Annotated in this window: 35 protein-coding genes, 1 tRNA gene and 1 pseudogene; 34 read left to right on the forward strand and 3 right to left on the reverse strand. The window is 40.0% G+C overall.

Annotated elements, in window-relative coordinates:
- Positions 1–28 precede the first annotated feature (28 nt).
- From COR50_RS13945 to COR50_RS13975, 7 genes are all read left to right on the forward strand, one after another.
- Positions 29–1,555, forward strand: coding sequence for a carboxylesterase/lipase family protein (locus COR50_RS13945; RefSeq protein WP_198405648.1), 1,527 nt, complete (start codon positions 29–31; stop codon positions 1,553–1,555).
- A gap of 150 nt (positions 1,556–1,705) precedes the next feature.
- A complete protein-coding gene (locus COR50_RS13950) occupies positions 1,706–2,209 on the forward strand; it encodes a DinB family protein (RefSeq protein ID WP_198405649.1) in 504 nt (167 codons plus the stop codon).
- A 126-nt stretch (positions 2,210–2,335) separates the two neighbouring features.
- Positions 2,336–2,409, forward strand: a tRNA-Pro gene (locus COR50_RS13955).
- A 715-nt stretch (positions 2,410–3,124) separates the two neighbouring features.
- Complete coding sequence (locus COR50_RS13960) at positions 3,125–3,637, forward strand: nicotinate-nucleotide adenylyltransferase (RefSeq protein ID WP_098194555.1); 513 nt, start codon at positions 3,125–3,127, stop codon at positions 3,635–3,637.
- A gap of 174 nt (positions 3,638–3,811) precedes the next feature.
- Complete coding sequence (locus COR50_RS13965; protein ID WP_098194556.1) at positions 3,812–4,147, forward strand: DUF6799 domain-containing protein; 336 nt, start codon at positions 3,812–3,814, stop codon at positions 4,145–4,147.
- A 103-nt stretch (positions 4,148–4,250) separates the two neighbouring features.
- Positions 4,251–5,012: a porin family protein gene (locus tag COR50_RS13970; protein ID WP_098194557.1), complete on the forward strand. Its 762-nt coding sequence runs from the start codon at positions 4,251–4,253 to the stop codon at positions 5,010–5,012.
- Between the two features lie 194 nt (positions 5,013–5,206).
- On the forward strand, positions 5,207–6,331 hold the full coding sequence (locus COR50_RS13975; protein WP_262496270.1) for a zinc-dependent alcohol dehydrogenase family protein: 1,125 nt from the start codon (positions 5,207–5,209) through the stop codon (positions 6,329–6,331).
- A 185-nt stretch (positions 6,332–6,516) separates the two neighbouring features.
- Here the strand turns inward: COR50_RS13975 and COR50_RS13980 are convergent, their stop codons facing one another.
- Positions 6,517–6,723: a helix-turn-helix domain-containing protein gene (locus tag COR50_RS13980; protein WP_098194558.1), complete on the reverse strand. Its 207-nt coding sequence runs from the start codon at positions 6,721–6,723 to the stop codon at positions 6,517–6,519.
- 43 nt (positions 6,724–6,766) lie between these two features.
- Between COR50_RS13980 and COR50_RS13985 the strand changes: the two genes are divergently transcribed.
- The 7 genes and pseudogenes from COR50_RS13985 (at position 6,767) to COR50_RS14015 (ending at position 10,608) form a co-directional block, all read left to right on the forward strand.
- Entirely contained in the window at positions 6,767–7,093 is a 327-nt protein-coding gene (locus tag COR50_RS13985; protein ID WP_098194559.1) for a hypothetical protein, read from the forward strand.
- Positions 7,094–7,330: 237 nt separating this feature from the next.
- A complete protein-coding gene (locus COR50_RS13990; protein ID WP_157760845.1) occupies positions 7,331–7,663 on the forward strand; it encodes a hypothetical protein in 333 nt (110 codons plus the stop codon).
- A 35-nt stretch (positions 7,664–7,698) separates the two neighbouring features.
- A complete protein-coding gene (locus COR50_RS13995) occupies positions 7,699–8,442 on the forward strand; it encodes an RHS repeat-associated core domain-containing protein (RefSeq protein ID WP_098194561.1) in 744 nt (247 codons plus the stop codon).
- 88 nt (positions 8,443–8,530) lie between these two features.
- Positions 8,531–8,995, forward strand: coding sequence for a hypothetical protein (locus COR50_RS14000; RefSeq protein WP_098194562.1), 465 nt, complete (start codon positions 8,531–8,533; stop codon positions 8,993–8,995).
- A 693-nt stretch (positions 8,996–9,688) separates the two neighbouring features.
- Positions 9,689–9,757, forward strand: a pseudogene (locus COR50_RS22765) (GH-E family nuclease); the annotation flags it as partial.
- A 26-nt stretch (positions 9,758–9,783) separates the two neighbouring features.
- Positions 9,784–10,122 carry a DUF2185 domain-containing protein gene (locus tag COR50_RS14010; RefSeq protein WP_198405650.1) on the forward strand — a complete coding sequence of 113 codons (339 nt, stop codon included), beginning with the start codon at positions 9,784–9,786 and terminating at the stop codon, positions 10,120–10,122.
- A 30-nt stretch (positions 10,123–10,152) separates the two neighbouring features.
- Positions 10,153–10,608: a hypothetical protein gene (locus COR50_RS14015; RefSeq protein WP_098194564.1), complete on the forward strand. Its 456-nt coding sequence runs from the start codon at positions 10,153–10,155 to the stop codon at positions 10,606–10,608.
- Between the two features lie 144 nt (positions 10,609–10,752).
- Here the strand turns inward: COR50_RS14015 and COR50_RS14020 are convergent, their stop codons facing one another.
- Positions 10,753–11,016: a helix-turn-helix domain-containing protein gene (locus COR50_RS14020; RefSeq protein WP_098194565.1), complete on the reverse strand. Its 264-nt coding sequence runs from the start codon at positions 11,014–11,016 to the stop codon at positions 10,753–10,755.
- A 203-nt stretch (positions 11,017–11,219) separates the two neighbouring features.
- Between COR50_RS14020 and COR50_RS14025 the strand changes: the two genes are divergently transcribed.
- The 5 genes from COR50_RS14025 to COR50_RS14045 are packed head-to-tail and all read left to right on the forward strand — an operon-like array spanning position 11,220 to position 15,586.
- Complete coding sequence (locus COR50_RS14025) at positions 11,220–12,788, forward strand: HYD1 signature containing ADP-ribosyltransferase family protein (protein ID WP_098194566.1); 1,569 nt, start codon at positions 11,220–11,222, stop codon at positions 12,786–12,788.
- 13 nt (positions 12,789–12,801) lie between these two features.
- Entirely contained in the window at positions 12,802–13,056 is a 255-nt protein-coding gene (locus tag COR50_RS14030; protein WP_098194567.1) for a hypothetical protein, read from the forward strand.
- A 1-nt stretch (position 13,057) separates the two neighbouring features.
- The gene (locus COR50_RS14035) at positions 13,058–13,510 is read left to right on the forward strand and encodes a macro domain-containing protein (protein ID WP_098194568.1); all 453 of its coding nucleotides are present in this window, start codon (positions 13,058–13,060) and stop codon (positions 13,508–13,510) included.
- Positions 13,511–13,539: 29 nt separating this feature from the next.
- Positions 13,540–14,883, forward strand: a complete 1,344-nt coding sequence (locus COR50_RS22455) for an RHS repeat-associated core domain-containing protein (RefSeq protein WP_198405651.1) — start codon at positions 13,540–13,542, stop codon at positions 14,881–14,883.
- Between the two features lie 7 nt (positions 14,884–14,890).
- Positions 14,891–15,586, forward strand: a complete 696-nt coding sequence (locus tag COR50_RS14045; RefSeq protein ID WP_098194569.1) for a hypothetical protein — start codon at positions 14,891–14,893, stop codon at positions 15,584–15,586.
- 27 nt (positions 15,587–15,613) lie between these two features.
- Here COR50_RS14045 and COR50_RS14050 read toward each other — a convergent pair whose 3' ends face one another.
- Positions 15,614–15,952 (reverse strand): helix-turn-helix domain-containing protein, encoded by a 339-nt coding sequence (locus tag COR50_RS14050; protein ID WP_098194570.1) that lies wholly within the window; start codon positions 15,950–15,952, stop codon positions 15,614–15,616.
- Positions 15,953–16,259: 307 nt separating this feature from the next.
- On the opposite strand from COR50_RS14050, the gene COR50_RS14060 reads away from it, so the two are divergent.
- The 15 genes from COR50_RS14060 to COR50_RS14130 all read left to right on the forward strand — a co-directional run bounded on the left by COR50_RS14060 (position 16,260) and on the right by COR50_RS14130 (position 25,781).
- Positions 16,260–16,670, forward strand: a complete 411-nt coding sequence (locus tag COR50_RS14060) for a hypothetical protein (RefSeq protein ID WP_098194572.1) — start codon at positions 16,260–16,262, stop codon at positions 16,668–16,670.
- The gene (locus COR50_RS14065; RefSeq protein WP_157760847.1) at positions 16,667–17,122 is read left to right on the forward strand and encodes a toxin C-terminal domain-containing protein; all 456 of its coding nucleotides are present in this window, start codon (positions 16,667–16,669) and stop codon (positions 17,120–17,122) included. The genes COR50_RS14060 and COR50_RS14065 overlap by 4 nt, the downstream gene beginning before the upstream one ends.
- 4 nt (positions 17,123–17,126) lie before the next feature.
- The gene (locus COR50_RS14070) at positions 17,127–17,627 is read left to right on the forward strand and encodes a hypothetical protein (RefSeq protein ID WP_098194574.1); all 501 of its coding nucleotides are present in this window, start codon (positions 17,127–17,129) and stop codon (positions 17,625–17,627) included.
- 100 nt (positions 17,628–17,727) lie between these two features.
- On the forward strand, positions 17,728–17,943 hold the full coding sequence (locus tag COR50_RS14075) for an RHS repeat-associated core domain-containing protein (RefSeq protein ID WP_262496304.1): 216 nt from the start codon (positions 17,728–17,730) through the stop codon (positions 17,941–17,943).
- A gap of 162 nt (positions 17,944–18,105) precedes the next feature.
- Positions 18,106–18,438 carry a hypothetical protein gene (locus COR50_RS14080; RefSeq protein ID WP_098194576.1) on the forward strand — a complete coding sequence of 111 codons (333 nt, stop codon included), beginning with the start codon at positions 18,106–18,108 and terminating at the stop codon, positions 18,436–18,438.
- A gap of 31 nt (positions 18,439–18,469) precedes the next feature.
- Complete coding sequence (locus COR50_RS14085; RefSeq protein WP_157760849.1) at positions 18,470–18,886, forward strand: DUF4279 domain-containing protein; 417 nt, start codon at positions 18,470–18,472, stop codon at positions 18,884–18,886.
- Positions 18,887–18,897: 11 nt separating this feature from the next.
- Positions 18,898–19,302: a hypothetical protein gene (locus COR50_RS14090; RefSeq protein ID WP_098194578.1), complete on the forward strand. Its 405-nt coding sequence runs from the start codon at positions 18,898–18,900 to the stop codon at positions 19,300–19,302.
- 247 nt (positions 19,303–19,549) lie between these two features.
- Positions 19,550–19,705 carry a hypothetical protein gene (locus tag COR50_RS22325; protein WP_157760851.1) on the forward strand — a complete coding sequence of 52 codons (156 nt, stop codon included), beginning with the start codon at positions 19,550–19,552 and terminating at the stop codon, positions 19,703–19,705.
- 21 nt (positions 19,706–19,726) lie between these two features.
- Positions 19,727–20,749 (forward strand): RHS repeat domain-containing protein, encoded by a 1,023-nt coding sequence (locus COR50_RS14095; protein WP_262496271.1) that lies wholly within the window; start codon positions 19,727–19,729, stop codon positions 20,747–20,749.
- Position 20,750: 1 nt separating this feature from the next.
- Positions 20,751–21,200 carry a DUF6843 domain-containing protein gene (locus COR50_RS14100; RefSeq protein WP_098194580.1) on the forward strand — a complete coding sequence of 150 codons (450 nt, stop codon included), beginning with the start codon at positions 20,751–20,753 and terminating at the stop codon, positions 21,198–21,200.
- An 11-nt stretch (positions 21,201–21,211) separates the two neighbouring features.
- Complete coding sequence (locus tag COR50_RS14105; protein ID WP_098194581.1) at positions 21,212–22,009, forward strand: RHS repeat domain-containing protein; 798 nt, start codon at positions 21,212–21,214, stop codon at positions 22,007–22,009.
- A complete protein-coding gene (locus tag COR50_RS14110) occupies positions 21,966–22,463 on the forward strand; it encodes a hypothetical protein (RefSeq protein ID WP_098194582.1) in 498 nt (165 codons plus the stop codon). The genes COR50_RS14105 and COR50_RS14110 overlap by 44 nt, the downstream gene beginning before the upstream one ends.
- A 543-nt stretch (positions 22,464–23,006) precedes the next feature.
- Positions 23,007–24,044: a hypothetical protein gene (locus tag COR50_RS14120; RefSeq protein WP_098194584.1), complete on the forward strand. Its 1,038-nt coding sequence runs from the start codon at positions 23,007–23,009 to the stop codon at positions 24,042–24,044.
- Between the two features lie 77 nt (positions 24,045–24,121).
- Entirely contained in the window at positions 24,122–25,270 is a 1,149-nt protein-coding gene (locus tag COR50_RS14125; RefSeq protein WP_157760854.1) for an RHS repeat domain-containing protein, read from the forward strand.
- A complete protein-coding gene (locus COR50_RS14130; protein WP_098194586.1) occupies positions 25,215–25,781 on the forward strand; it encodes a hypothetical protein in 567 nt (188 codons plus the stop codon). Before COR50_RS14125 ends, COR50_RS14130 begins: the two co-directional genes overlap by 56 nt.
- The last annotated feature ends 87 nt before the right edge of the window (positions 25,782–25,868 follow it).

The following is a 25,868-nucleotide window of genomic DNA, read 5'->3' on the forward strand; positions in this document are numbered from 1 at the left end:
ATCTATCCTTTATCTCCAATACATGATCATGCGTTATTTATTATCAACAATTAGCCTAATTATTTGCATTGCGATTTTTCATTCTTGCAGCATTTCTATAACGGATTGGGGTAAGTTGAAAGTTACCGGTGGATATATCAGCGGTATTACTGACAGCAATGTTCATATCTTCAAAGGCATTCCATTTGCCGCTCCCCCGGTGGATAGTTTACGTTGGAAAGCTCCGCAACCCGTCAGGCCCTGGGATGGGGTGAAATCTTGTACGGCATTTGGTCCTAGCCCCATGCAAAGAGCGCCGCAACCATTTAACGTATGGTCTGAAGAATATCTAATTCCTTCCCAACCAATCAGCGAAGACTGTTTATACCTGAATGTCTGGACGGCAGCCGAAAATAAAATCGAGAAACGCCCGGTGTTTGTATGGATCTATGGCGGCGGTTTTCAAAGCGGGGGGAGCGCGGTGCCGATTTATGATGGTAAAGCCATGGCCGACCAGGGCCTTGTTTTTGTAAGTATTAATTACCGCGTAGGTTTATTCGGTTTCTTCGCGCACCCGGAATTAAGTAAAGAATCGGCATCGCATGTATCAGGCAACTATGGCTTGTTGGACCAGGTGGCCGCATTGAAATGGGTTAGGGATAACATCGCGCAATTTGGCGGTGATCCAGCTAATGTAACGATAGCTGGTCAATCTGCCGGCTCCATGAGTGTAAATTGCTTGGTAGCCTCGCCCTTGGCAAAAGGACTATTTCATCACGCTATCGCGGAAAGCGGGGCTCATTTTACCGGTGGTTACCCCGGTTTGGGCGAAGCGGAAGAATTAGGCGTTCAGAAGATGGCAGCGCTAGGCATTCCGGATATTGACTCGCTCAGGAAAGCACCGGCCAGTGCCTTGCTGGCATCGGGTGGGATCGGCCCTATTGTAGATGGACATTTTCTGCCCAAGCAGATTTACAGGATATTCGAAAACCGTGGGCAGAACCCGGTCGACCTAATTACGGGTTGGAACCAGGAAGATGCCTTGGTATTTCCACCTTTTAAGAGCGCGGCAGAATTTAAGCAGCAGTTACAACAGTTATATGGAGAAAATGCTATGAAGATGTTGTCATATTACCCGGCAGGTAATGATAGCATTGCCCTGCGTTCACAGGTTGCTTTTTCAAGGGATCGACACTTCGGCATGCAGAATTTTAGATGGGCCAATGTGGCGGCTAAGCAAGGAACTAAGGTTTACTTGTACCGTTTTGCCAGGCAGTTGCCTTATGCGGATGAAACGACGAACTACGGCGCTTTCCATACAGCAGAGGTACCGTTTGTACTCGGTAATTTGAAATTTGTCAACCGGCCATGGACCGAACAAGATTTTGAATTATCGCGTAAGATGTCGGCTTACTGGGTGAATTTTGCCAAGACAGGTAGTCCGAACGCGGAAGGAATGCTTGAATGGGAACCTTATGATCCGGGGCAGCCAAGGGTGATGTGGTTTGATTTAGACATTGCAATGCGGCCCTTGAAAGATTCGGCAGCCTTGCAATCCATGTTCACAGATTTTTAGGGATCGGGTAGCACAGATTCTTTTTTATTTTTGGAGGATCTGCGTATTACAGGGGTTAAAATTTAGAAAGTGTAGCGGGTATTGCTTAAATTAACAAGATTAAAGCTTTAGGTTTATATGAGCTACACGTTTATGAAAAATCCGGTTGAAATGTTAGGCTATCAAACGCAAGATGCTTACAAATGGGCGTACAAAGTTGCAAGCGCTACACCCCGGGAAGTTTGGGAGAATATTCCTGTAGGTATCGAGAGCAGCATCTCTTGGCAGGTCGGTCATTTAATTATGAGTATTTATTATCATTCAATCATCGTCGTGAAAGGACATCAACAGGATATACTATCTAGAATACCGATGAAGGAGTATGATGGTTATTTTACACAAGGTTTGGCATCAAAGTCGATCGGTAAAGTAGATCCGGATCAATTGTTGGAATATTTAAAATTTATCGGTGATCGATCAGTTGAGATTATTCTAAGTTTAGATGAAGCATCGTTGGTATCGCCATTGGAACCATTCCGAGTAGCGCATCCTGTAGCCAAAAATAAGTTCGAAGCATTGGACTGGAATATTAAGCATACTATGTGGCATTGCGGTCAAATGGGAATGGTAAAAAGGGCCGTAGATAAGAAATTTGACTTTGGAATAAGGTTTTGATTTTAATCAACATAATGTTTGTAAAGAAGTAATATTCAATTATATACCTGGTTTTTGTGGTTAATTATTTTGTAAAATGAAATAATTTACTACATTTGCATCCCCGTCTTACAAATACAGGGAGTTCGGGACGTAGCGCAGCCCGGTAGCGCACTTGCATGGGGTGCAAGGGGTCGCTAGTTCGAATCTAGTCGTCCCGACGAACAAAATCAAGCCTTTATGGATGTATTCCATGAAGGCTTTTTTCATAGGTAAAACTACGGTGCCGTTTCCCGGAAAACTTCCAACCGGATAGAATTAATTCTCTTATTTACAATTACTTGTATTGCTCCAAATATTTCTCTGATATAGGTCAGCAAGGAGGCTGACGGGACTCATTTTTATTGTAATGCACCGGGGCATAAATTTGAATCCTTGAAAACGCGGTTTATTATTTTTTCGCTTATGAAAGGGTGGATTGGTGTCGGTTAATAAAATGGCAAGAACAAAATTGAAGTAATGATTCGAGTGTTTGTATTGGCGGCTGCCCGTTCAGTCAGTACATATGGTTACTAATCCCTTGATTTTTCTATTTTCAAAATTAGGGCAGGTTAAATGCCAGTCTAGAATTTTTCAAAAAATTATTTGTGTTCGTTTTTAGATTCGCGGTAATTATGTTCTTCAATTTAATTATGAAAACGATGTTTAAAGTATTGTTTTTATTGTCGCCCTATTCTTAGCATATCTCTTGTTTACATTTATTTTTTCTTGATGGCTGATAGCTGTGGAGTTTAATGATTGGATTGTCCCGTATAAAAGGCTAATGTTCGATGATCAATTTTATGCTATAAAAACATGGAAAGGGACAAATTCTTGGGTTTGAACAATAAAACTCGCTAGTGAAATATTCTATTAATATGCTAAAAATCAAAAAAAATGAGACAAGTCAAATTGCCACTCATCCTAGGCATATTTATTGCCGGATTTGCTACGCAGGTTGTAGCACAGGATGTAAAAACATTGCCCGAAGTTGTAGTAGAGGCAAAAAATTATAAGTATCTGAGGTCAGTGGATAATAAAAATGACGCTGAACCTGTAAAGATATTGGAGCGGAAAGCCGCCGCCTACGATGTGAAGAACTCCGAGTTTTATGATGATGACAATGAAACTTATTATATCTCTTTTTACCTCCCGGAAGGATATGTTCTCGCCGTTTATGATAAGGACGGTAAGCTATTGCGCACTGCCGAACGCTTTAAAGATATAGATCTTCCCCCGGCAGTAAGAAAAGCCGTGGTAAACAGGTTCCCCCAATGGAAGATATCTAAAGACATTTACCTCGTAAAATATAATGAACCCAGCGGCGCTAAAAAGGATTATAAATTGATCTTGGAAAACGGTTCCAAACGTTTGCGGGTGAAAACCGATGAGAACGGTGAGTTTCACTGATTGATCATGAAGTTTTATATAGCGGAAAATATGTTTATACTGGAACAGATGGCCTTAAGCTAGGTTTTGATTCGCCGGATTGAAATCAATATTTTGGATGACCGGAATCATTGTAAAGTCAGTAAGGGTAATAGTAGATTTACTTACTTTTTATTTAATTAAAAACTACAAAAAATGAAAAAGTTATTGTTAATACCCGTGTTGTTGTGCTTCTTGACCTCCGGTATAATGGCTCAAGATTCGACGATGAAGAAGCCCCAGCAAAAAATGGAAAAGCAACATCAAATGATTTCTGAATGCTGCATGATGAAAGACGGTAAAATGATGCATTACAAGGATGGGAAAGAAACAGAAATTATGAAAGAAATGAATATGGGTGGGGTTAAAGTCATGCCTAACGGAACCTGCAAAATGAAAAATGGAAAAACGGTCATGCTGAAGGAAGGTGAATGCTGTGACCGGAAAGGTGTGGTACACAAAGATTGTAAGAAGCTCTTAAAGAAGGGCTGACGGAAGGGCGGGCTAAGCTATCCGCTTAACACAGAAATTGAATGACTGAGCCCGGTTGCCATGCAGTACAAAGTTAAACATACGATAATAAAATCCAGGGAAGATGAAAGGTAATATTCTTATTACGGTTTTACTTTCAACAGTCATTGGTGTTGGGTCTTCATTTTCACAAACGGCCCCGGAAATCGGTTTTAAAGCCGGGCTGAGTATCCCGAATTTAACTTCCGGGAGTTCTGATAACCCGATCAGTAATGGGTACAGTTCTCGATTGGACGTTGATGCGGCCGTACATATTGAATTTCACATCAATGGCTGGTTCTCTATTCAACCGCAGTTTGAATATTCCTCACAAGGTGGAAAAAAGGATGGTACACAAGCCTTTACGGTACCCGTGGAAATGATGCCGCTATTTCCTCCCGGGCAGGCGCCCCCGTATTTGTATGCTACCTATAAAAGCGAAGCACGGATGAATTACCTGTTGCTCCCTATTTTAGCAAAATTTCATCCTCTCCTAGATAAAAAATGGGGGGCCTATGTTGCTATAGGTCCCTTTGTAAGCTACCTGTTAAGTGCTAAAAACATAACGAAAGGTTCCAGCATGGTTTACCTCGACAAAGAAGAAACACAAGCCCTGGTTTCCAGTCCCCAGTCATTCAATAGCAAAGATAATATCAGGAATGATTTGCATCATTTTAATGCTGGAATCAGCGGGCACCTGGGAGTGGATTGTAGAATAGGGAATGGAAAGGTCTTTTTTGAAGCCGGCGGCAATTATGGGCTGATCGATATACAGAAGACGGAGGTGAATGGTAAGAATAAAACCGGGGCAGCCGCGATAAATGTCGGCTATCAATTCCAGTTTTAATAAATACCTAAAAGCAGCCGGTTTGATGGTTATAAGAAGGACGATTTGTAAATCGCCGGATTCATTACAGTACTAAAAGTCTTATATAAGTCCTATGGGGGCTCATAATAGCGGTATCAAATACCCGTGATTAACGTGGTATTACCAGTCATTATATCATTGATAAAAGTAATTATTAATTAAAAATATTAGACATGGCAACTACAGCACCAATCAAAACTAGGAAGCCAGTGCAGGCTCCAGGGGAAACCCATAAGAAGGGTGGCAACCATCAAAAAATGAAAGCATTGGTTTACCACGGGCCCGGGAAAAAATCTTGGGAAGACAAGGCAATGCCCGTAATACAAAAGCCGACAGATGCCCTGGTGAAAATTCTCAAAACGACTATCTGTGGCACCGATCTTCATATCCTGAAAGGAGATGTGCCCGATGTGGCAGCAGGCACAACCATAGGCCACGAAGGTGTCGGTATCATCGAGGAAGTAGGCAGCGCGGTCAACAATTTCAAGAAAGGCGACCATGTATTAATTTCATGTATCACGTCCTGCGGTAAATGTGACTATTGCAAGAGGGGGATGTACTCACATTGCGAAGATGGTGGATGGATATTAGGGCATTTAATCGATGGTACACAAGCGGAATATGTTCGCATACCACATGCCGACAACAGCCTATACCATGTTCCTAAGGGTAGCGATGAAGATGCGCTGGTGATGCTCAGCGACATTTTGCCTACTGGTTTTGAATGCGGCGTATTGAATGGGAAGGTTCAGCCGGGGAGTACCGTGGCAATTGTAGGTAGTGGACCAATAGGCTTGGCCGCATTGCTCACCGCACAATTTTATTCCCCGGCGCAGATCATCATGATTGACCCGGATGATAACCGCTTGGCTACGGCTCAAAAATTCGGTGCAACGGATATTATTAATAACAGCACGGTGAACCCGGTAGAGAAAGTGAAACAGCTTACCGGAAATAAAGGCGCAGATACTGTAATTGAAGCGGTAGGTATCCCGGCAACCTTTGAATTATGCGAATCACTGGTAGCGCCCGGCGGTACAATAGCTAATATCGGTGTGCACGGCAAGAGCGCAACGCTCTACCTGGAAAAACTATGGTCGCATAATATTACCATCACGACGAGGTTGGTAGATACCGTTACGACGCCGATGTTGTTAAAAACGGTGCAATCCAAAAAATTAAACGCCAAGCAATTGATCACCCATCATTTCAAACTAAGCGATATTGAAAATGCTTATGACACCTTCCAAAATGCAGCGAAAGAAAAGGCATTGAAGGTTGTCCTGGCCAACATATGAGTGATGGCATTATATTCTTCAATTGCTAGGATCAGGTATAAATAAAATTTCTCAAGGTACCGGACACGTTCCCGGTACCTTGAAGTGTATATAGATAGTACGTTTGAGAATATGCAGTGTAAATAATGCTTTAAGAGAAGTGGGAAAGAAAACTAGGAGATTTGAATCCAAAGTAATTAATCCGCTCATTTAAACAAGTCAATTACTTTAATACTGAATAAATCGGCAATTTTCTCCAATTGTTTAATAGAAACATTTTGTTGTCCCCTTTCGACCCTTCCAAGGTAGGAAGAATCCGTTTCAAGCAAATCAGCAAAGTGACGGATTGACCAATCTTTTTCATTCCGTAGTTTCCTAATATTCTTGCCTATTTGTGTAAGCGTTTTGCTCATACTTGCAACATGTGGCAAATTTTCTTTATAATTGCGTTATTATATGACCTCAAAATCTGTGAAAACCGTGCAAGATAAAGCAAATGAGCCTAGCTTAAAAGTCGGCCCGATAATAATTATGAATCTTCATGGAACCCCGCGTTATTATTTAGGGAATTCGATTATGGAAACGTTAACTGCTGTGAATACCGTGGCTATATATGTAGGGAAACCCAGGAGCGAAGTGCCGCCAAGGAAGCATTTGATTCTATATTATAAAATACTGGCTTCGGAGCAGCCGGTGATGGATCTGTTTAAAATCAGGGATTCCATCTCGATGGATATTGCCGAACAGCGAATCAAGGAAGCGGCGGGGATATTGCCGAGGTAGGGGGGGATATGAAATTGCCTGTTGTTTTTTATCTTTATATTAGTTTCATATAATCTCTTTAGGGATTATTATCTAAAACGAAATAATTGTAAAATCTTGGCTAGAAAGGAAAAGTTGGTTTAAAAAAAGGCTATTGATCGTATAAAAGAGTGGCTCGATACATATGTGCTAGGAACAGAAGCTTCTGAAAAAATCGATTTCTCGTGTGAGCTAAACAAATAAATTATGTCCTTTTTTATGGGAACTATTGATGAATTAAGAAAACTAGAGTTGCACGATCAATGCATTGAGCACATTGAAATTGATTTTGATGAAGAAGTAATAAGAATTTCCTTCTCGATTTTTGTTGATATAGGTTTGGATGATGCCATAATAATATTTGAGTTTGATGGAATTCGACGGTTAGCAATCACTATGGATTTGAAAGAATTTGTTTATTTGCAGATATATTCACACGAACTAATTACAATGCCAGGCGGTGAGTTTAGTCTGAGAATATTGATGTTGCAGGGTCCTAGTGAGCCGTCCGCGGATTTGTCTTTTATATTTAAACGTTGTAGAAAATTATAGAACTATAAGGTTTTAACTGGAAGGATGATGGTGAAGTGAAGGGAGAAGGAAACCAGCAGGATTACGGGCTGAGGGTGTATGATCCTAGGTTGGGGCGGTTTTTTAGCGTTGATCCTTTGACAAATGGGTATCCAATGTTGACGCCTTATCAATTTGCAAGTAATAGACCAATTGATAGTGTCGATCGTGATGGGCTAGAATGGACATATAATAAAACATATGATCCTAAAACGGGGGGTACTAATATTCAATTTCATGTGAAGTTGAAATTGATTAATAGATCAGAAATTTTGAAAAACGAAAATGATATGATGAAGTTTGCTTCCAAGCAATTTTCAGAAGCATTTAAAGATATTGGAGATTCCAAAACTACTTATTCAGGCACACTTAACATATCATTAGGCACGAAGGAACCTAATGATTTTTCAGCAACACTTATTGATGATGCAGATCAAGCGATTGGAGGAACTTCTATTTTTGTCAATCCTAAGAGTAATAACTCAGAGATCAATGTTTACGATTCGAGAAAGGGTGTTGCTGCTAGTACACCAAGAGCTGCTGAAAACGTTGCTCAAGATATAGTACATGAACTGATTCATACCGCAGGGCCCAATCATCCTGATGGTGCTAATCAGGCCGAGGATATACAGCTAATAAGAAATGATAGGATAGCTGTTGACGGAACTTTGGTTATAGATCACATGTTGAGTCCTTCAGCTATATTAGCGAAAGTGATTCATAATATTATGGTATATAGTAACACTAAAATAAATGGGTAAAAGGTGAGTGATTATGTACCTAATAAATTGGAGCGAAATAAGGTCAGGCCAGGTCAGGCCACACAAATAGAAACTCAAATTGATAAAGATGAAAAAGGGGAAAAACGTCCATAGTCTAGTAATTATAATTATTTACATTTTATTTGGATACGGTAATGTATTCAGCCAAAATAGAAACTGTAATAAGTTTGTTATTCCTACAATTGAAAGTAATAGAGATAATGAGGATGGAGAACTTTATTTTAGTGATAGCCTTATAAGGAAGATCAGGATTATCTTTGAGAGAGATTTTGATGACTCTGTAACGATTTATTTGAACCAAACTCTTGTTTTTGATTCGATTATTAAAACATCGCCTTCCATCGGAGCTAGTAAAAGATTAATTGATATTAATTATAGCAAATATGATCAATTACCTAAAATTTCTGTTTTATTAAGAAGAGGTAATTGTGTGTATTTTTATCCTGTTGTTGGTAAGAGAGTGTTGTATGTTAACTACTCTAAAGGATTTTGGAATTTGGAATATTCGAATATACAGCGGCAATATAGGTAAATGACTTATTTACAACACGGGTATACGACCAGTGTTCCGAGCTCAAACATTGGAATATATGGGTATAGCAGATGGGATACGCTATTCTAAGTTAGCCGACTTTATGAAGTCTGATGGCGGAGGTATACGATCACTTAAGATTACCTATTCCTCAATATGTACAACAGAATGGAGAGTTTATTTCTGCTGGTAATGGGGATCTAGCTGGAGTATCAATGGCATTGGATTTTATACCTGTTGTCGGATCTCTGAAAGGACTAATTGAAGGAATAGCGGGAGAGGATTTAGCGGGGAACTAGCTTTCTACCAGAGAGCGTATTATGGGGGGATTATTTAGGAAAGGTTAAATAGTTAACTAAGGTTGTAAAGGCTGCTGATAAAATTAACGATGTTAAAACCGCGCAGGAAGCAGCATCCAAGGTAGGTGATGTGGCTGATGCTTCAAAGGAATTGGTGAATGATGCTAGTAATGCAACGAAGAAAAGAGTATAACTTCGGAAGGATGTTAAAGAGATAATAGAGGAGATTCAACCAAGGAACGATAAAGGCGAAATGATCGATCCAAATGCCAAGCAAGTGCTAAAGCCTGGTGAGATAGATACAGGGCATAAGCCTGGAAACGAAAGGTGGAAGAGAAAGAAAATGCATGAAGAAAGGGGTAGCGCAAGTGAAAAAGTAATATAGGAAGAAAATAATCCAGATTTGTATCAGCTTGAAGACAGACGTAGCAATAGGTCTCATAAGCATGAGAAGAAGGATTAGATATTTTATACTTTAACTATCTAAGTATGCAGATTAAAAAAGAGTATAGGTTAGCTGAAGACCAAATAATGCAAATAATTACACCAATGGGAGCTTGTATAGCATCTGATCAGATTACCGTGGAAGGCAAATTGGTAAGATATATGTATCGGGAGGAGCCAGAAACAGAGTTTGATTCAGAATGGCGTTTCTTTTCTGGAAATGAAAGCCAGGATTACATTGATGATCCCGACAACATGGCTTTTTTTGATGTTAATACTATTGTGAACTATGATAAAGCTATAATCCCATATTTAAATTTACCGGAAGGTACCGAGTTGGAAAGGGTTGATGGGAGTTCTGAGTTTAAGGTAATTGAAGGTTGAGTTCGAAAAACCGGGATGAAATAAGAATTTATGATGTTGCAACAACGTATTTATACTAAAATATATTTTGCTTATAACGAGTATAAGCGCATCGAATTGCTTTTTTATAATGAGACAAATAGCACAGCACTACATTTTGATGGGTTTGATTTTATTTACAAGGCATTTTTAATTGACGTAGCAGAATTTTTTAAAGAGTTGGAATATTCTATACAACAAGAAAAGGTTTTTTTTGAGATAGAAGATATAAGACAAGATGATCTTTTAAATAAAACGTATGTGGGTCTTTCCAATGGTGACATTTTCCAAATATATTCTGTGATGGATGATGAAAATGCAGGACAAATTCTCAGCATCTTTGAAAAGAATATAGGGGTATCCGGTAGTGCGTTTGAACAAGAAATATATAAGGAAGCTGTTGAAAGACTAAAAAAAGCAGAGGAATGTAAAGTGTATCTTAATAATTCTCCTATGCCTGAAGATTGAGAAGAGCATAGGTTTTACCAGGTTAGATAAGCCAAAGTAAGCTTTGTATTTTAGACCGCAGCTCGATGTGCTGCGGTTTTCTTATTTAGCGTAGGCTTTTTTGTTTTTGAAATCCCGGATCATGATGTCGATGTGTCCGAGTACTTACTCTTTAGCTTCCGGTGGGAGTGCATTAATATCCTCCAGTCTTTTAAATGTAGCCTGATCGAGCACCAGGTCTGATTTGCCCACCAGGTTGTCTATAGAAATATCCAGCATATCCGCAATTTTAATAATGACTTCGATAGAAGGCATTATGGCATCGCGTTCATAGCGCCCGATGATATCTCCGGAGGTGCTGATGTGTTTGCCAAGCCGGGAGATATTTTTCTGCTTGCGCAGTAGCATGATGTGTGATCCTATTGTCATTTTACTGTGATCCAATACAGATCGAGAAAGACATTGAGAATTACCCGGAACCGTTTGAGCATAGCGGTGTCTTTAAATAGGTCAGCCTGTTCGTTTCCACTTAACAGGTAGCTACAAGAGGATCGTTTATGCCTACACCTTGCAGGGTTAGCTGAAGATGTAAACGGGCATTACCTGAAGGCGTCTTCCGAGTTGGGGGAGTGATGGGCACAGTGGCCCGCGATGCCTACGCCTACGACCGCGTGGGTAACCTCGTCAAGGATTTTTCCGGCGGCATCGACAAGATCGGCTGGACGGTGTACGGCAAGATCGGCAAGATCACGAAATCGGGTGGCGGCATCCTCGATTACGGCTACGATGCCGGTGGCCAGCGGGTATCGAAAGCCTTCACGCCGCCGGGCGAGGCCACGAAGACGACCTGGTACCTCCGGGAGCCATCGGGCAACGTGCTGGCGGTGTACGAGCAGGAGAGCGGCAGCAGCGGGCCGCGCTGGGCGGAGCAGCACCTCTACGGCAGCAGCCGCCTCGGCCTGTGGAACCCCGGCTTGGACCTAAGTACGACCTTCGATATCGACACGAGCTGGCTCTCCGAAGGCCGCCGCACTTACGAGTTGACGAACCACCTGGGCAACGTGCTGGCCACGATCAGCGATAAGCGCATCCCGGTTTATGAAAATGATGGTACGACGGTTGCGTATTATGATGTAGATTTGTTGAGCGCGGTGGATTATTACCCTTTCGGTATGCAGATGCCGGGGAGGGTGTTTAATGGTGGTGGGTATCGGTATGGTTTTAACGGGAAGGAGAATGATGATGAAGTGAAGGGAGATGGGAACCAGCAGGATTACGGGATGCGGATGTATGATCCTCGAATTGCGAAGTTCTTGAGTGTGGACCCTTTAACTAAGTCCTTCCCTTGGTATACGCCTTATCAGTTTGCAGGTAATAAACCAATTTGGGCAGTAGACCTAGATGGTGCAGAGGAAAAGGTTACAACGCAGTACACGCTCGATTATAAACCAGTATTAAATGCGCCGACTGTCATAGATGGAATTGGCAATGCCCTTCATAATGTTATTGCTCTGGGCTGGAATAGCACTGGTGGTGGCTTTATGGAGGGAGAGAAAGCTGTATGGAATTTTGGTGTTGGATTGTTTAACGGGGAGTACAATCATGTGTCCGGAAAGGATTTGGTTGACAACTTTATGGTTGCACAGGAAGATGTTGCCAGGTATTTTACGAAGACACCATTAAAACAGCAGCTTTCTGATTTAGGCGAGGCTGCCACAAATATGTCGTCTTATGAGGCGGTAACTCAACTTTGGTTAGGTCTGAAATTTATGCCGCCATCCAAAGTGACAGGCGATCTTGTTGATGACGGAGCTCAAATATTAACACATTATACAGACGAGGCTGGATACAATGGCATCTTGGAGTCTCAGGAGTTCAGACCATCGATTGGTTATAAGAATGCGCGACATGGTGATGGGCAGTATTTTACAGATATGTCACCTGATAATATTGTTACTTTCGCTAAGAAAGATTTGTCAGCCGAGCAAATATCTTCTGGTCAAATTTCATTAGGGCAGGCATCGCAAAAATTATATGGTATACCATATAATGCAAAAAAGATGACACACTATATCCAGATTGACGTGAAAGGGCTTGATATATCTAATCCTAAACCAGGGATATTTTTGAATAAATCAAATACTAATTTGAACTTAGGGGGAAGAATTAAGGGTAGTGGTCTTACATTAGGCGGGGGATAATAAAAAATATACTATGAAAGACAAGCAATATTTTAAAAAGGGAACGGAGTTAGATGAAGGGTGGGTTGTTTTTTACTTTGAGTTTGAGGCAGATTACATAATAAGGCAAATAGAGGTTTATCCAACAGCAACCTTTTTTTTGGACGAAGCTAATCCGGAGATAGAGGGGCATATGCTTGGTGATCAATCAATACGTTATTTTGATTATGATCCGTCTGATATAATAAGTGCTGAAGAATTTTTTCAAATATGGAATACCCGAAAGTAATATGTCTGTAGTTTTTGTAAAGGGGGATTTGTTTAACACGCCTAACCTTAAAGCGTTAGCTCACGGTTGTAATTGTAAAGGTGCTATGGGGAAAGGGATCGCAGTTGAGTTTAAAAATCGTTTCCCTGAAATGTATAAGGAGTATAAATCACTTTGTACTATTGGCGATTTTGTATTGGGAAGCGTGTTTATTTATAGGGCTGATCCATTTATCATTTTTAACTTGGGAACCCAGCAATCTTGGCGTACGAAGGCGGAGTTGCCCGCAATTAGAGAAAGTCTAAAAAAGATGCTAAGTGCTGCTGAGCAATACGGCATAGCGGAAATAGGCCTGCCTCGTATTGGAGCAGGGTTGGGCGGGCTAAATTGGGGTGATGTAAAGGAAGTAATTGAGGATGTTTGCGAATTATCAAAAATTAATATAGTGGTTTTTGAAGAATATCAACCATCTTAATCTAACATACCACGTAAAACCCGGCCGTCGTGCCGGGTTTTACTATTATAGTAAGTTGTATTACCTGGCATATAAGCACGACCTTCGATATCGACACGAGCTGGCAGTCTGAAGGCCGCCGTTCCTACGAGCTGACGAACCACCTGGGCAACGTGTTGGCCACGATCAGCGATAAACGTATCCCCGTTTATGAAAATGATGGTATGACGGTTGCTTATTATGATGTAGATTTGTTGAGCGCGGTGGATTATTACCCTTTCGGTATGCAGATGCCGGGGAGGGTGTTTAACGGTGGTGGTTATCGTTATGGGTTTAATGGGCAGGAGAAGAGTGATGAGATCAAGGGTGTTGGAAATAGTTATACAGCGCAGTTTTGGGAGTATGATCCGAGGTTAGGAAGGAGGTGGAATTTGGATCCTATGCCCCAGGTTACATTAAGTGATTATTCGACCTTGGGGAATAATCCAGTTAATAATGTAGATATCAAGGGGGATTATTTTTGGGGTTTATTTGGTTCTACATCTTCTCAACGGCAATCAGCGAGAGAATTTGCAGAGAGAACCGGCGGTGAAGTTAAAAATATTTGGAAGCGGTCCATATATGTGAGATATCAAAAAAGTTTTACAGGTTCGGATGGTGTTGTAAACGTTTGGTCAGGTTCTCAATATTTTAATAAGAATGGTAGTTTAGTAAACCCGGCAGGTGAGGTCAATGAATGGAAACCTAATGCTTTGTATAACTGGGGTCAAAGTAAGAACTTTTTTGCAGCAGTATCGTATTCTTTTGCCGATGATTTTTACGTAACCGCGCAAAATTTATTTATAAAGAATACCTTTGGGGATGGCAATGCGTATCATTTAGGTGGTGGATCAACAACAGTAAGCGAAAATATTTCCGCATTTGTGACGGCAGGGACATCATTGGTTCCAATAGGCGGATTGGAGGCTGTAGGTGCGAATACGGCAAAGGCTACATCGACAGTGGTCAAGGCGGAAGTAACAGTAACAAAAGCTGGGGCTACAGCCGCTAAGGGGGGAATGACCGATTTGCAGCTCGTAACAAGGGCAGCACAGAAAGCGGAAACTGCAATTGGAGGGACAGGAAGGTTTGCAGGAACAGCTAAACATACTTACGCCAACAATCTATTAAGCCGTTATCAGAGCATTTACGGAGATAGAGGTTTAAGATTTAATCAATACTTTAACAACAACGCTTTGTATGGCCCCGGAAACAGAGGTTTCTTAGATGTAATTAACAGACAAACAATGACAATTTATGATTACAAGTTTGGTAATGCTGTCATGAGTAACAGTCAATTCCTGAAATACTCAAACAATTTTCAGGGATATTCAATCCAAATAATCAGACCTTAATTTAAGAATGGCGATAGATAAAGAATTAAAAAAGAAAGTGATTGAGGATTGGCAAAATGCCTTTCCTCAATTGACTTTGTATGCTCAAGACAAACTATATAAGGTGGTAGGCCCGGTAATAATCGGTTTAGAGTTGATAAAGCTGCCAAGAACAGAAGAATACAGACCGCACTTTGTTGTCTATTCTTTATTTGGTAATAAAATGGGAAATGATGTTAAGGCTTGTTTGGCCGGCCCAATATTACTACAAGAATATTCCAACAAAAAGGGTTTTCAATATGATATACCTTATACAAAGCACAGTACTTTCATTAGTGATGTGATAGAAAGTGTAAAGAAACAGACTCCATTGCCCTTTGATAGCAATATTTCTTTAAAGAAAATAGTATCTGTAATAGATGAACATTCCAAAACACCGCCATTGAGTGCCGCTCCTAACTCCTACTTGCAGGCAGCCCTTCAGGAAGCAAAACTAAAAACGGCTTTGTTTATAGGCGTTACAGAGGCTCAAAGTGTATTGGAGCAAATCAACAAAAGAAACTGGGACACAAACCACTTTAAAGCATGTGGTGTAGATGTAAACGAATGGCTTCAAAGTTTGCAGACAACAATATCTAACAGAGATGAATTTTTAAAGCAGATAGAAGCAAACAAGCAGGACAAAAAAATATCGCAATTAAAGAGTTCAGAACTTACAGCATAATCAAAAGCCCGGACTTGCCGGGCTTTTTTATTGAATAGCTTTAAGCTTCACATTATTAATCATGGCATCGAGGGCGTAGGGGATACATTGTTTGTCCTGTTCAGGTAACTTTGCAATATCGTTGAGCCGCTTCATCATGGAAGGATCTTTTAAAAGTTCCCTGTCCTCTGTTTCCCCCAACAGATAACCTACGGTAGTATCGAGTACATCCGCCAGTTTTTTAACCACGTCAATAGTAGGTTTTACTTCGTCCCGTTCATACTTGCCCACAATGGAATGGTGAGACTTGATTTGCCTTGCCAGTTCCGCCTGAGAAAACCCCTTGGCTTCCCTTCCTTCCCTTAGTTTTTTACCGAATGTATCCATGTTCTACGCATTTATGGTACTAAAAAGCCTTTAACTCTTTGATTGTGCAAAAATACAGACAATAAATGAGCTATTAAAACCATAAATATAAAGGTAGGAGGTTGGGCAGGAGCTTTGGCTGGAGCAAGTTACGGAGCAAGTGTTGGTGGTGGAGGCGGAACAATTTTGCCTGGTGCGGGGAATGCAGTCGGAGCAATAGGAGGAGGTATTATTGGAGGCATTCTAGGTTATTGGGCAGGTTCAACAGCAACCCAGATTGTTTATGATTATATATTTACAAAAGAAGTTAGTGCCAAATAAAAGAAGCATGAGTAAGTTAGAATTAATAAATATATTTTACCGCCAGAATAAAGATATTCCTGGGTACATGGACATCTTTTTTGAAACAAACTTTGGGGTGCTTAAATATAATATTACAAGTTTGGACTTTAGAAAATTTAATGAGTTTGGAGAAATGAATCGTGGTAGTGAGATTGATAATCTAAGAAATAAGTATGGGAAGCTTTATATTGATGAGGTGCGTATAACCTATGATAGTAACATGTACTTATTAATATCGGGTAAGTTTATTTTGGCGATTGAGTATATTCTTAACTTAGATTTTAAGCACAGCGTTCAGGAGTTTAGAATTATTGAGGACATATATGGGGCAAATAAAACAGATTTTGAGGATTTTAAAGAACTGGATATTATAGAACTTCCTTCTTTATCAGTTTGAGGATTAAGTTATTTTCTGACAATATCGCTTGCACTGTAGCGGCTTTCTGCATTTACAGGGTAGCAATACCAGATTTTTATTTAAAGGAAGTTGACGCTAGGATTAATAATGGTACTGCAATTCCTCAAGACTATCAATATCAGGATGAAATCAAAAAGAGGAAGAAAGGTAATTTAAGTGGTAAGGAGGAGAATGAAATAGTCCAATTTATTCAAGGGATTGGTTCAAATGCTAAAAAAATAGTTATAAAACTACCTAAAGGGTTTAAAAAAACTAATCTGGTTTCTCATGGACAGAAAGTATATTCGGATGTCAAACGGTGGATTACTCCTGATAAAGATGGGCATAATGGAGGGGTTTGGAAAGTATATGATAATCCAAATGATGTTGGTAAAAATAAAAAACATAGAGATGGAACTTATGATTCTGATTTAAATAAAATTGGTAATTAAAATTATGACTGAAAAATTATTTATTACTGAAAAAAGAATTACAAAATATAATCCAATCTATAGAGATACTTCCGGGAGATTTCTCAAGGATGAATGGACATCTTATACTGATGTTGGGGAAAATATAGGGGGTAAGGTACTAAGTATAGAAGAATATCTGAAAGTTGAAGGAGCATATATAAATGCTGTTGATTTGTTTTTTAAGGAATTAGGAATTACCCAATTTCTAGTGCTAAAATTGGAAAAATATGGAATTGAAAATTTAGCAAGCGAAGATATTAAAAATTATAAAGAGGCTATTAATGAACAAGTTTACTCTTTAGACAAGTTGTCCATGATTGTGAGAATGAACCTAAGGGCGTATATTTGGTGCGAATTAGTGTCATTAGATAAGAAGAGCAGAGTGGAATTTGGTTACGACTATTATATGTATTTTATATCTAATAAAAAGATTGAAAGTTCACTTTGGTCTAAGATCGAGAAATTGGGTTTGTTTGTTGATTAATTTGTGGAGATTTTTGAAGAAAATATAGTTCGCCCCAAGGTTACATTTTCAGTCAGTATAATGTTTTGCTTTTAAAGTCAGCTTTGGTTTGTGTTTATAGATCGCGGAGGATTATTACCCTTTCGGTATGCAGATGCCGGGAAGGGTGTTTAACGGTGGAGGGTTTCGGTATGGGTTTAATGGGCAGGAGAATGATAACGAGGTGAAGGGAGAATGGAATCAACAGGATTACGGAATGCGGGTGTGTGATCCGAGGTTAGGGCGGTTTTTGAGCGTGGATCCGTTGACGAGGGAATATCCGTGGGGCATTAATTAAAACAGTTGCGGTACGCGCAGTTACCAAATCTCCTTTTCTATTGTTTACCTGCCTGGTATTTACCCCTGCCAATTATGATGATGCTGGTTCATCTTCAAAGAAGCATCCTATAATTGCATCTGATGATCCTTTAATATATTAGTTACCGATGATCCATCAAAGTTGCCAAATTTTTATTTTAAAGAAGTAGAAGCAAGGATTAAGGATGGAACAGCAGTTGTACAAGATTATTTGTATCAAGATGAAATATTAAGAAGAAAGAGAGATAATGATAACAGTGCAGTTGGAGATGATAAAAAAATCACATTTTTAAAATTGACAGATAGGCAGATAATGTTGTTAGTTGATAAATATGGAGAAGGAGAGGAAAAGTTTATTGAAAAGTTGAAAACTATGTCCGGTAATAATGCCGGAAAAGTTGATTTATTTTTTGAAGAACAAACTGGTGATATTTTTATAAAACCCATAAATAACCCTAATGCACCAGGGGGATAAACAGAATATAATATTAAAGACTTATAGTTTCATGAGTAAAATATCATTGGCAATTAAGATTACATCAAGCAGTCTTGCAATGGAAGAGGTGTCTGCTCTACTAAATATTCAGCCAACTTATAGCCATAGAAAGGGGGATTTATATACTTTAAATACCCAAAATGGTCATTTAAGAAAGATGTGGAATCATGATTTTTGGGAGTATAGAGAAGAATACATTGACCATGATATTTATCATACCAAGGATTTTATCAGCCGTATTATAAGAACAAGAGAGGATAGGTTTAAAGAACTTAAAAAGTATGCTAATATTGTTTTTTTTGTAACTGGATATTTTGTTAAATATGATAAAGCGAGATTTCAATTTTCTAGAGACGAATTTAATCTTTTGACTAATACAGGTGCTGAAATTGATGTGGATCTTTATTTTAGATCGGATAGTATTTAATTTAAGAAAACATGCAGAAAACTATTATTGCAATAAGGGTTGCTGAAGAAAATAAAATTTTTTTAGGGTCTAAAGATCGTTTCAGAATAAATGTTGATTTGCTGCAAAAGACAGCCTCAAAAGAGTTTTTAAAAGAAACTCTTTATAAAGAGCAAAATGTGTTTTATGAATATTCGGAAGAATATTTACCATGTGAAGGAAATGTTGAATTTCTTATAGAACATTTTATCAATAGGGTATTCTTAATTTTTTATTCAGAATCTGAGCCCCTGGTTTTATTCAACAACTTGAACATACATGTTGAGGTTGAATATATAGATGATAATAATCCCGGTTTTCATTTAAATAAGTTGATAGTAAATAAGTTGGCAAAATTGAAAGCTAATTTTGATTGCAGTATTTCTAGAATTGCCTAGAGTGAAAGTATGGGTTGACATTCCATTTAGAAACGTGCTCATATTAGAAAATGGGTGGAGATTTATAGAAAAGTCGAATTAAGTGCCTCAGTACTTAAAGCATTATGCGAATTTCTAAAATTATAAAATATTAATAGTTAGCCAGCTCAGCTTCTCCGAAGAGGAAATCTACGCTGACATTAAAGACTTTGGCCAGCTTGAGCAGCACCTCTACGGCAGCCGCCGCCTCGGCCTGTGGAACCTCGGCTTGGACCTAAGTACATCCTTCGATATCGACACGAGCTGGCTCTCCGAAGGCCGCCGCATCTACGAGCTGACGAACCACCTGGGCAACGTGCTGGCCACGATCAGCGATAAGCGCATCCCGGTTTATGAAAATGATGATACGACGGTTGCGTATTAAGATGTAGATTTGTTGAGCGCGGTGGATTATTACCCTTTCGGTATGCAGATGCCGGGTAGGGTGTTTAACGGTGGTGGGTATCGGTATGGGTTTAATGGGAAGGAGAATGATAACGAGGTGAAGGGGGTGGGAAACCAATACGATTATGGGTTCAGGATATATGATCCCAGAATTGGAAAATTTTTATCTGTAGATCCGTTGGCGAAATCTTATCCCTGGAATTGTCCATATTCGTACGCTGAGGGGGATGTAATTAGAAGTATAGATTTAGATGGGCTAGAAAAATATATTATACACCAAAGAAGTTTTGCTCCTTGGGAGTTTTTCGGAGAGATAGCTAGCGGAGGGCAGTATAAGTATTCTGGAGATCATCGTGGATTTTCTATTTTGTCAGATAATATGATCAAGACTAAAGTGTCCACTGCAATAACTGTAGATATATCTGCTGCAAAAGCTACCTTAACAGTTGCCAAGCAATTTGGCAATACAATAAGGTATGATGGAGAAACAGGTGAGGCATTGAAGACCGCGCCAATAGTAAATCCAGAAGTTATCATGTGGAATGCACAACGTAATGAGAGTGAAGTTTCAGTAAAGGCCAGAATTGAGGGGCAGGCTCCACTTGTACCCTTTCCTATACTTGACCCGATTAGTTCATTGATTGATCAACCGATAGTTTGGACAGGGAAAACATCTATAGATAATCATATATCAGATGGATATATAAATGTTTCTTATAGTTTGATTGGGAAAGGTTTTCCTGCATTTGAATCATTTATTGAAGATGCAAAGGGTACAAAATTGTTTATAGGCGCCTATACTTCGCCTGCAAAAAGTAATATACTTCAAGCATTATCAGGTTCAGAGCTATCTCTTTCAAGAACATTTAATACCAAGATATCAACAGATCTAGATGGAAATTTTAATGGTGTTTATACCAAGGATAGAAATGGAAATGATGTTGTTGTGAGTCCTGCGACTTATAATGCTCAAATATCCAATGCCTCTCCAGCGAGAGATTTACCTGGAAAAAAAATTCCTTAGTATGAAAATAAGTTTATGGGTTATTGTTGTTGGTTTAAGTTTTATGCTGATGTCATGCGATCACACATTGCATTGCGAAAAACATTTTATTCCAAGTGGATATGTTGGAAAGGTTACTGTTTATTTTAATCAAAAGAACGGTCAAAAACAGTATGATAAAGATGGGTGTATTGTTTATTCTATTCCTAAAGATGGAAAATGTTTAAGTGCTTTGCCTATTAAGCAAGGGACGGCATACCCAAATCAAACATTTACTTTTTATGAACTCGTAAGTAAGGATAGTACAAATCAAATTTTTGAGTTTTATGAAAATAACTATTTGAAAGATACTATCCACAATAGAGAGAAAAAATATATTTTTTTATTAAGTAGTGGATACTCAGAAGGCAATTATAATTTTGAATATTATGTAGATTATGGGAAGGCTTATAAAAGCCATTTGCATTATTAGATATTCTGACAGTGTCACTTTTGTTATTTTACCAGCTTGAGCAGCACCTCTACGGCAGCAGCCGCCTCAGCCTGTGGAACCCCGGCTTGGATCTAAGTACGACCTTCGATATCGACACGAGCTGGCTCTCCGAAGGCCGCCGCACCTACGAGCTGACGAACCACCTGGGCAACGTGCTGGCCACGATCAGCGATAAACGCATCCCGGTTTTTGAAAATGAAGGTATGACGGTTGCTTATTATGATGTAGATTTGTTGAGCGCGGTGGATTATTACCCTTTCGGTATGCAGATGCCGGGAAGGGAGTTTAATGGTGGTGGGTATCGGTATGGGTTTAATGGGAAAGAGAATGATAACGAGGTGAAGGGAGAAGGGAACCAGCAGGATTACGGGATGCGGGTGTATGATCCGAGGTTGGGGCGGTTTTTATCCGTGGATCCGATAACTAAGCAATATCCTGAATTAACACCCTGTCAGTTCGCTACTAATATGCCTATTTGGGCTGTTGATTTAGACGGGTTGGAGGCGTTTAAAGTTACTCAGAGATCATTTGCTCCCTGGAGACGATTTGGAGATGCATTTGGTACATTTAAGAAAAGCTTTAAAGGTGATGATCGTGGTTTTTCCTTGTTTGAGTCAGGTTCTCGATGGGATGTGATGAAAGCTACGGCACGTTTGCACTCCATGGCAAAGTTTACTTTAGGAACAGATGGCGTTAGTGAAGAAGGTCACTTTGCTAGTATAACCACTGGCTATAAAAATTTTGTTGGAAGGCAAGAGAAACAGTGCATTTGCGAAACCAAGTGGTAAAGAAAGTTTTAAGAATAATAATTTAATACAACAGGTCGTAGGGTCAGATCCTTTAGTAAGCGTAGCGCCAGATATAGATTGGAAAATAGAGCTTAAGTTTACGGTAGTAACACCCACATTATTGGAAGTGGCTGGAAATGTAAAAGGTAAGGCTTTTCCTGCTTATGAAAGCTTTATACAAGATGAAGCAGGAATGAAAGTTTTTTTACATACTTATTCAGCGCCGGATAGGTTGCAGTTAGGTAAGGAGCTCTTAAACCCTTCATATGATTATAGGCGTTCGCTATCTTTCAGATTTGAACTAGATGCAAAAGGTAATTTTACTGGAAAGATGTGGCTTGGGGGCGAAGAAGGAGCGTGGAATGAGACAACGATAAGTGCTTGGAATAAATTGAATTTTGATAAAAAGCCTGCTCCCGATCTAGAGCGAGGAGAGGGGGAAGGGGAAAACTAAAATAAGCAATACATGTATTTTTTACCAATTTTAGTCTGGATACCTATTGTTATAATACTGGTTAATAAATTATCCTTTAGTAAAGGATACAGTAAAGTTTTGATATTTTTTTTAAGCTATCTTTTAACATTTTTGCTTACTTACGGAATATATGTGTTTACTGAACTAGGCACTTATGTAACGCATTTGAGTGCGGTTGGGAATGTATTTTGGTTGTTGTATTTGTTTTTAATTGCTCCAATAATTTGGACAGTGTTGCTTACTCGACTTAGTAATGAGGTTGGAAGCGTAAAAAGTTGAGGGTACATTACCTTTATGAAAAAGCTCGTAACTATTATGTTTAAACCTTTTTGGACTAAAACAAGTTGATTTTTTAATAAAATTTAATCTTTTACAAAACCCGGTACAAAGGCCGGGTTTGCTATTTTAGTATTTATTTGAGTTTGCTAAACAATTCTTAGGGTTTGAATAGTCCTCTTAAGCTACAGTTCCGCCAAGGATCATTTCCTGTACAATTACGAGTACGACGCGGAAAACCGCCTGGTGAAAGCGACCAGCGGCGTCCACGCTAACTTCGACGGTTACAAGATCAACAGCCCTAAAACGGATGCCGAGTACCGCTATTACTTGCACGGGCCGCTGGCACGCCTGGAGTTGGGGGATAACAAGGTGCAGGGTGTCGATTATGCCTACACCTTGCAGGGATGGCTGAAAGGTGTGAACGGCCATTACCTGGACGCATCTTCCGAGATGGGGGGCGACGGGCAGCCCGGTAGCCCGATGGCCACGGTGGCCCGCGATGCCTACGCCTACGCGCTGGATTATTACGCTGGGGATTACCTGCCGATCGGGGGTAATAACGCGGGGGCCTTCCCCTTGCATTTCCAGGTCAACGGTGCCGATACGATCGGCCGTGACCTGTTCAACGGGAACATCTCGCTGATGAACGTTGCGATCAAGGGAATCGGCAACGGCGCCACGGTGGGCAACCTGTACGGTTACGACCAGCTCAACCGCCTGGTATCGATGCGGCAACGGTCACTGTCGCCGGGAGCGACGACCTGGCACGCGCTCTCGCCCGGCCAATCCTACGCCGAGGATATCGCCTACGATGCGAACGGCAACATCCTTACTTACCGCCGCTTCCGCGGCAACGGCACGGAGATGGACCGCCTCTCTTACCGCTACAACCGTGGCACGGACGGCCGCCTCCTGGACAACCGCCTGAACTACGTCGAGGACGCGGTGAACGATGCCGCCTACGGCGGCGATATCGAGACGCAGGTGCCGGAGAACTATGCCTACGACCGCGTGGGCAACCTCGTCAAGGATTTTTCCGGCGGCATCGACAAGATCAGCTGGACGGTGTACGGCAAGATCGGGAAGATCACGAAATCGGGTGGCGGCATCCTCGATTACGGCTACGATGCCGGTGGCCAGCGGGTATCGAAAGCTTTCACGCCGCCGGGCGAGGCCACGAAGACGACCTGGTACCTCCGGGAGCCATCGGGCCGCGCTGGGCGGAGCAGCACCTCTACGGCAGCAGCCGCCTCGGCCTGTGGAACCCCGGCTTGGACCTAAGTACGACCTTCGATATCGACACGAGCTGGCTTTCCGAGGGCCGCCGCACTTACGAGCTGACGAACCACCTGGGCAACGTGCTGGCTACGATCAGCGATAAACGCATCCCGGTTTATGAAAATGATGCTATGACGGTTGCGTATTATGATGTAGATTTGTTGAGCGCGGTGGATTATTATCCTTTCGGTATGCAGATGCCGGGGAGGGTGTTTAACGGTGGTGGTTATCGTTATGGGTTTAATGGCAAAGAACAGGATAATGAGGTAAAAGGATGGGGCAACCAGCAGGACTATGGCATGCGGATTTATGATACCCGGATGGGAAGGTTTTTAAGTGTGGATCCATTGACACGTAAGTTCCCGTGGTATAGTCCATACCAATTTGCAGGTAATACACCTATACAGGCGATAGATTTAGATGGTGCTGAACCCTTATATGTCAATTTTGCTAATGGAATTAAAGTAGGTAATCCTAAAATTACTAAATCTTCACAGTGGCTTGTTTATAGCTATATAAACAATGGTTTGTCTGGTAGTCATACGACTTATGTAACTGACCCTAAAACGTTTAGTAGTGCTGCTCAATTTAATACTGTAAATCTTAATACACAGTTTTACTCTTCATTCGGTCAAAAGGAGGAATATTATAAGTGGGCACAAAGTCAAATGAATGACAAGAAAGTAAATACTCAATGGTTTTCAATGGATGCTAAAATTGTTGGACCTTTTGAGGTAGGATTGACAGAGTTAGACCCAGGTGTAATGTTATCAAAAGACACGAAAGGATTTTTAAACAACATTGGCTCTTTAGTGCTTAAAGAAAATATGGGAGTATATAACCAATTAAATTCCATAGGTTCTTTTAATAGTAAAACAGGAGGAATGGCATTAGACAGAGAATTGCTGTATAATGAACAATCCAAAATACAAGATTTTATGTATTCGCTTGATGTAAAAGACTTGGACAAATACTTAAGAGAATACAACGCAGGGTTCAAAGTATTTCAGGCTATCAAAGGTAAAGACCATTACTTAAACGTTGCAAGTTCAGTCATAGGTGGTGATATTGATTTTGGAAGCATAAAACACAGAATGGTTATAGGACAAGTTTTAATGTATCAGATGCACGGACAAAAGATTGACGACAAAGCAAAACAAACTATTATGAATAATGCAACAGAAGACACAGGTAGATATTATAAAGAAAGATATGGCAATGACGATTAAGCAATTTCTAATCCCAATTATCAGTAGTGTCATATTTGGGCTACTATATTATTTACTGCCCCAAATTAATATGGCAATATGGCTTTTTTTTATTGCTACTTTCGGTATATGGTTTTCAATTCTGTTAGTTAAAATTATCCAATATAATTCTTTTGCTAATAGCTCAAACGTCATAGGGTTTGTGATAGCTGGAACATTTTTGTTTTTTGTCACCATTGCATATTTATCAAAAAATTATTCCTTATTATTGGATTTTAGGCGAGTAACTTTTTTACCGTTCAATGGATTAGTTTATTTATTATTATTCTACCTGTTTTTTTCATTTAAAATAAACATTTACGATGTGGCATTGGTTATTGCTTATGGATTAACGATAAACTATATTTTTACAGACAGTGCATATAATACATTCAAGAGATTAGATTTATTGATAGCCTTTTGGATATTTTGCTTTACAGCACATTTAGTAATTATGCTAAGAAGATATCCCAAATCAGGCGCAAGGTTGTAAATATTCATGAACCATGTGCAAGCGTTCCGTTTGTACTATAAATGTTGAGAGGTAAAAGGGGATAAAGAAAAAGCCGGTAATAAAAGG

This window comes from Chitinophaga caeni (assembly GCF_002557795.1).
Taxonomy (GTDB): domain Bacteria; phylum Bacteroidota; class Bacteroidia; order Chitinophagales; family Chitinophagaceae; genus Chitinophaga; species Chitinophaga caeni.

What these genes read in the sequence shown, in the direction of transcription:
- COR50_RS14060 (WP_098194572.1), top strand. Translation starts at nt 16,260, where the DNA reads ATGAGTAAGTTAGAATTAATAAATATATTTTACCGCCAGAATAAAGAT.
- COR50_RS14000 (WP_098194562.1), top strand. Translation starts at nt 8,531, where the DNA reads ATGAAAAAGGGGAAAAACGTCCATAGTCTAGTAATTATAATTATTTAC.
- COR50_RS14015 (WP_098194564.1), top strand. Translation starts at nt 10,153, where the DNA reads ATGATGTTGCAACAACGTATTTATACTAAAATATATTTTGCTTATAAC.
- COR50_RS14030 (WP_098194567.1), top strand. Translation starts at nt 12,802, where the DNA reads ATGAAAGACAAGCAATATTTTAAAAAGGGAACGGAGTTAGATGAAGGG.
- COR50_RS14130 (WP_098194586.1), top strand. Translation starts at nt 25,215, where the DNA reads ATGCAACAGAAGACACAGGTAGATATTATAAAGAAAGATATGGCAATG.
- COR50_RS13980 (WP_098194558.1), bottom strand. Translation starts at nt 6,723, where the DNA reads ATGAGCAAAACGCTTACACAAATAGGCAAGAATATTAGGAAACTACGG.
- COR50_RS14085 (WP_157760849.1), top strand. Translation starts at nt 18,470, where the DNA reads ATGAGTAAAATATCATTGGCAATTAAGATTACATCAAGCAGTCTTGCA.
- COR50_RS14070 (WP_098194574.1), top strand. Translation starts at nt 17,127, where the DNA reads ATGACTGAAAAATTATTTATTACTGAAAAAAGAATTACAAAATATAAT.
- COR50_RS14090 (WP_098194578.1), top strand. Translation starts at nt 18,898, where the DNA reads ATGCAGAAAACTATTATTGCAATAAGGGTTGCTGAAGAAAATAAAATT.
- COR50_RS14045 (WP_098194569.1), top strand. Translation starts at nt 14,891, where the DNA reads ATGGCGATAGATAAAGAATTAAAAAAGAAAGTGATTGAGGATTGGCAA.
- COR50_RS13960 (WP_098194555.1), top strand. Translation starts at nt 3,125, where the DNA reads ATGAGACAAGTCAAATTGCCACTCATCCTAGGCATATTTATTGCCGGA.
- COR50_RS13975 (WP_262496270.1), top strand. Translation starts at nt 5,207, where the DNA reads ATGGCAACTACAGCACCAATCAAAACTAGGAAGCCAGTGCAGGCTCCA.
- COR50_RS13945 (WP_198405648.1), top strand. Translation starts at nt 29, where the DNA reads ATGCGTTATTTATTATCAACAATTAGCCTAATTATTTGCATTGCGATT.
- COR50_RS13985 (WP_098194559.1), top strand. Translation starts at nt 6,767, where the DNA reads ATGACCTCAAAATCTGTGAAAACCGTGCAAGATAAAGCAAATGAGCCT.
- COR50_RS13950 (WP_198405649.1), top strand. Translation starts at nt 1,706, where the DNA reads ATGTTAGGCTATCAAACGCAAGATGCTTACAAATGGGCGTACAAAGTT.
- COR50_RS13965 (WP_098194556.1), top strand. Translation starts at nt 3,812, where the DNA reads ATGAAAAAGTTATTGTTAATACCCGTGTTGTTGTGCTTCTTGACCTCC.
- COR50_RS14010 (WP_198405650.1), top strand. Translation starts at nt 9,784, where the DNA reads ATGCAGATTAAAAAAGAGTATAGGTTAGCTGAAGACCAAATAATGCAA.
- COR50_RS13970 (WP_098194557.1), top strand. Translation starts at nt 4,251, where the DNA reads ATGAAAGGTAATATTCTTATTACGGTTTTACTTTCAACAGTCATTGGT.
- COR50_RS14035 (WP_098194568.1), top strand. Translation starts at nt 13,058, where the DNA reads ATGTCTGTAGTTTTTGTAAAGGGGGATTTGTTTAACACGCCTAACCTT.
- COR50_RS14050 (WP_098194570.1), bottom strand. Translation starts at nt 15,952, where the DNA reads ATGGATACATTCGGTAAAAAACTAAGGGAAGGAAGGGAAGCCAAGGGG.
- COR50_RS13990 (WP_157760845.1), top strand. Translation starts at nt 7,331, where the DNA reads ATGGGAACTATTGATGAATTAAGAAAACTAGAGTTGCACGATCAATGC.
- COR50_RS14020 (WP_098194565.1), bottom strand. Translation starts at nt 11,016, where the DNA reads ATGACAATAGGATCACACATCATGCTACTGCGCAAGCAGAAAAATATC.
- COR50_RS14100 (WP_098194580.1), top strand. Translation starts at nt 20,751, where the DNA reads ATGAAAATAAGTTTATGGGTTATTGTTGTTGGTTTAAGTTTTATGCTG.
- COR50_RS14025 (WP_098194566.1), top strand. Translation starts at nt 11,220, where the DNA reads ATGGGCACAGTGGCCCGCGATGCCTACGCCTACGACCGCGTGGGTAAC.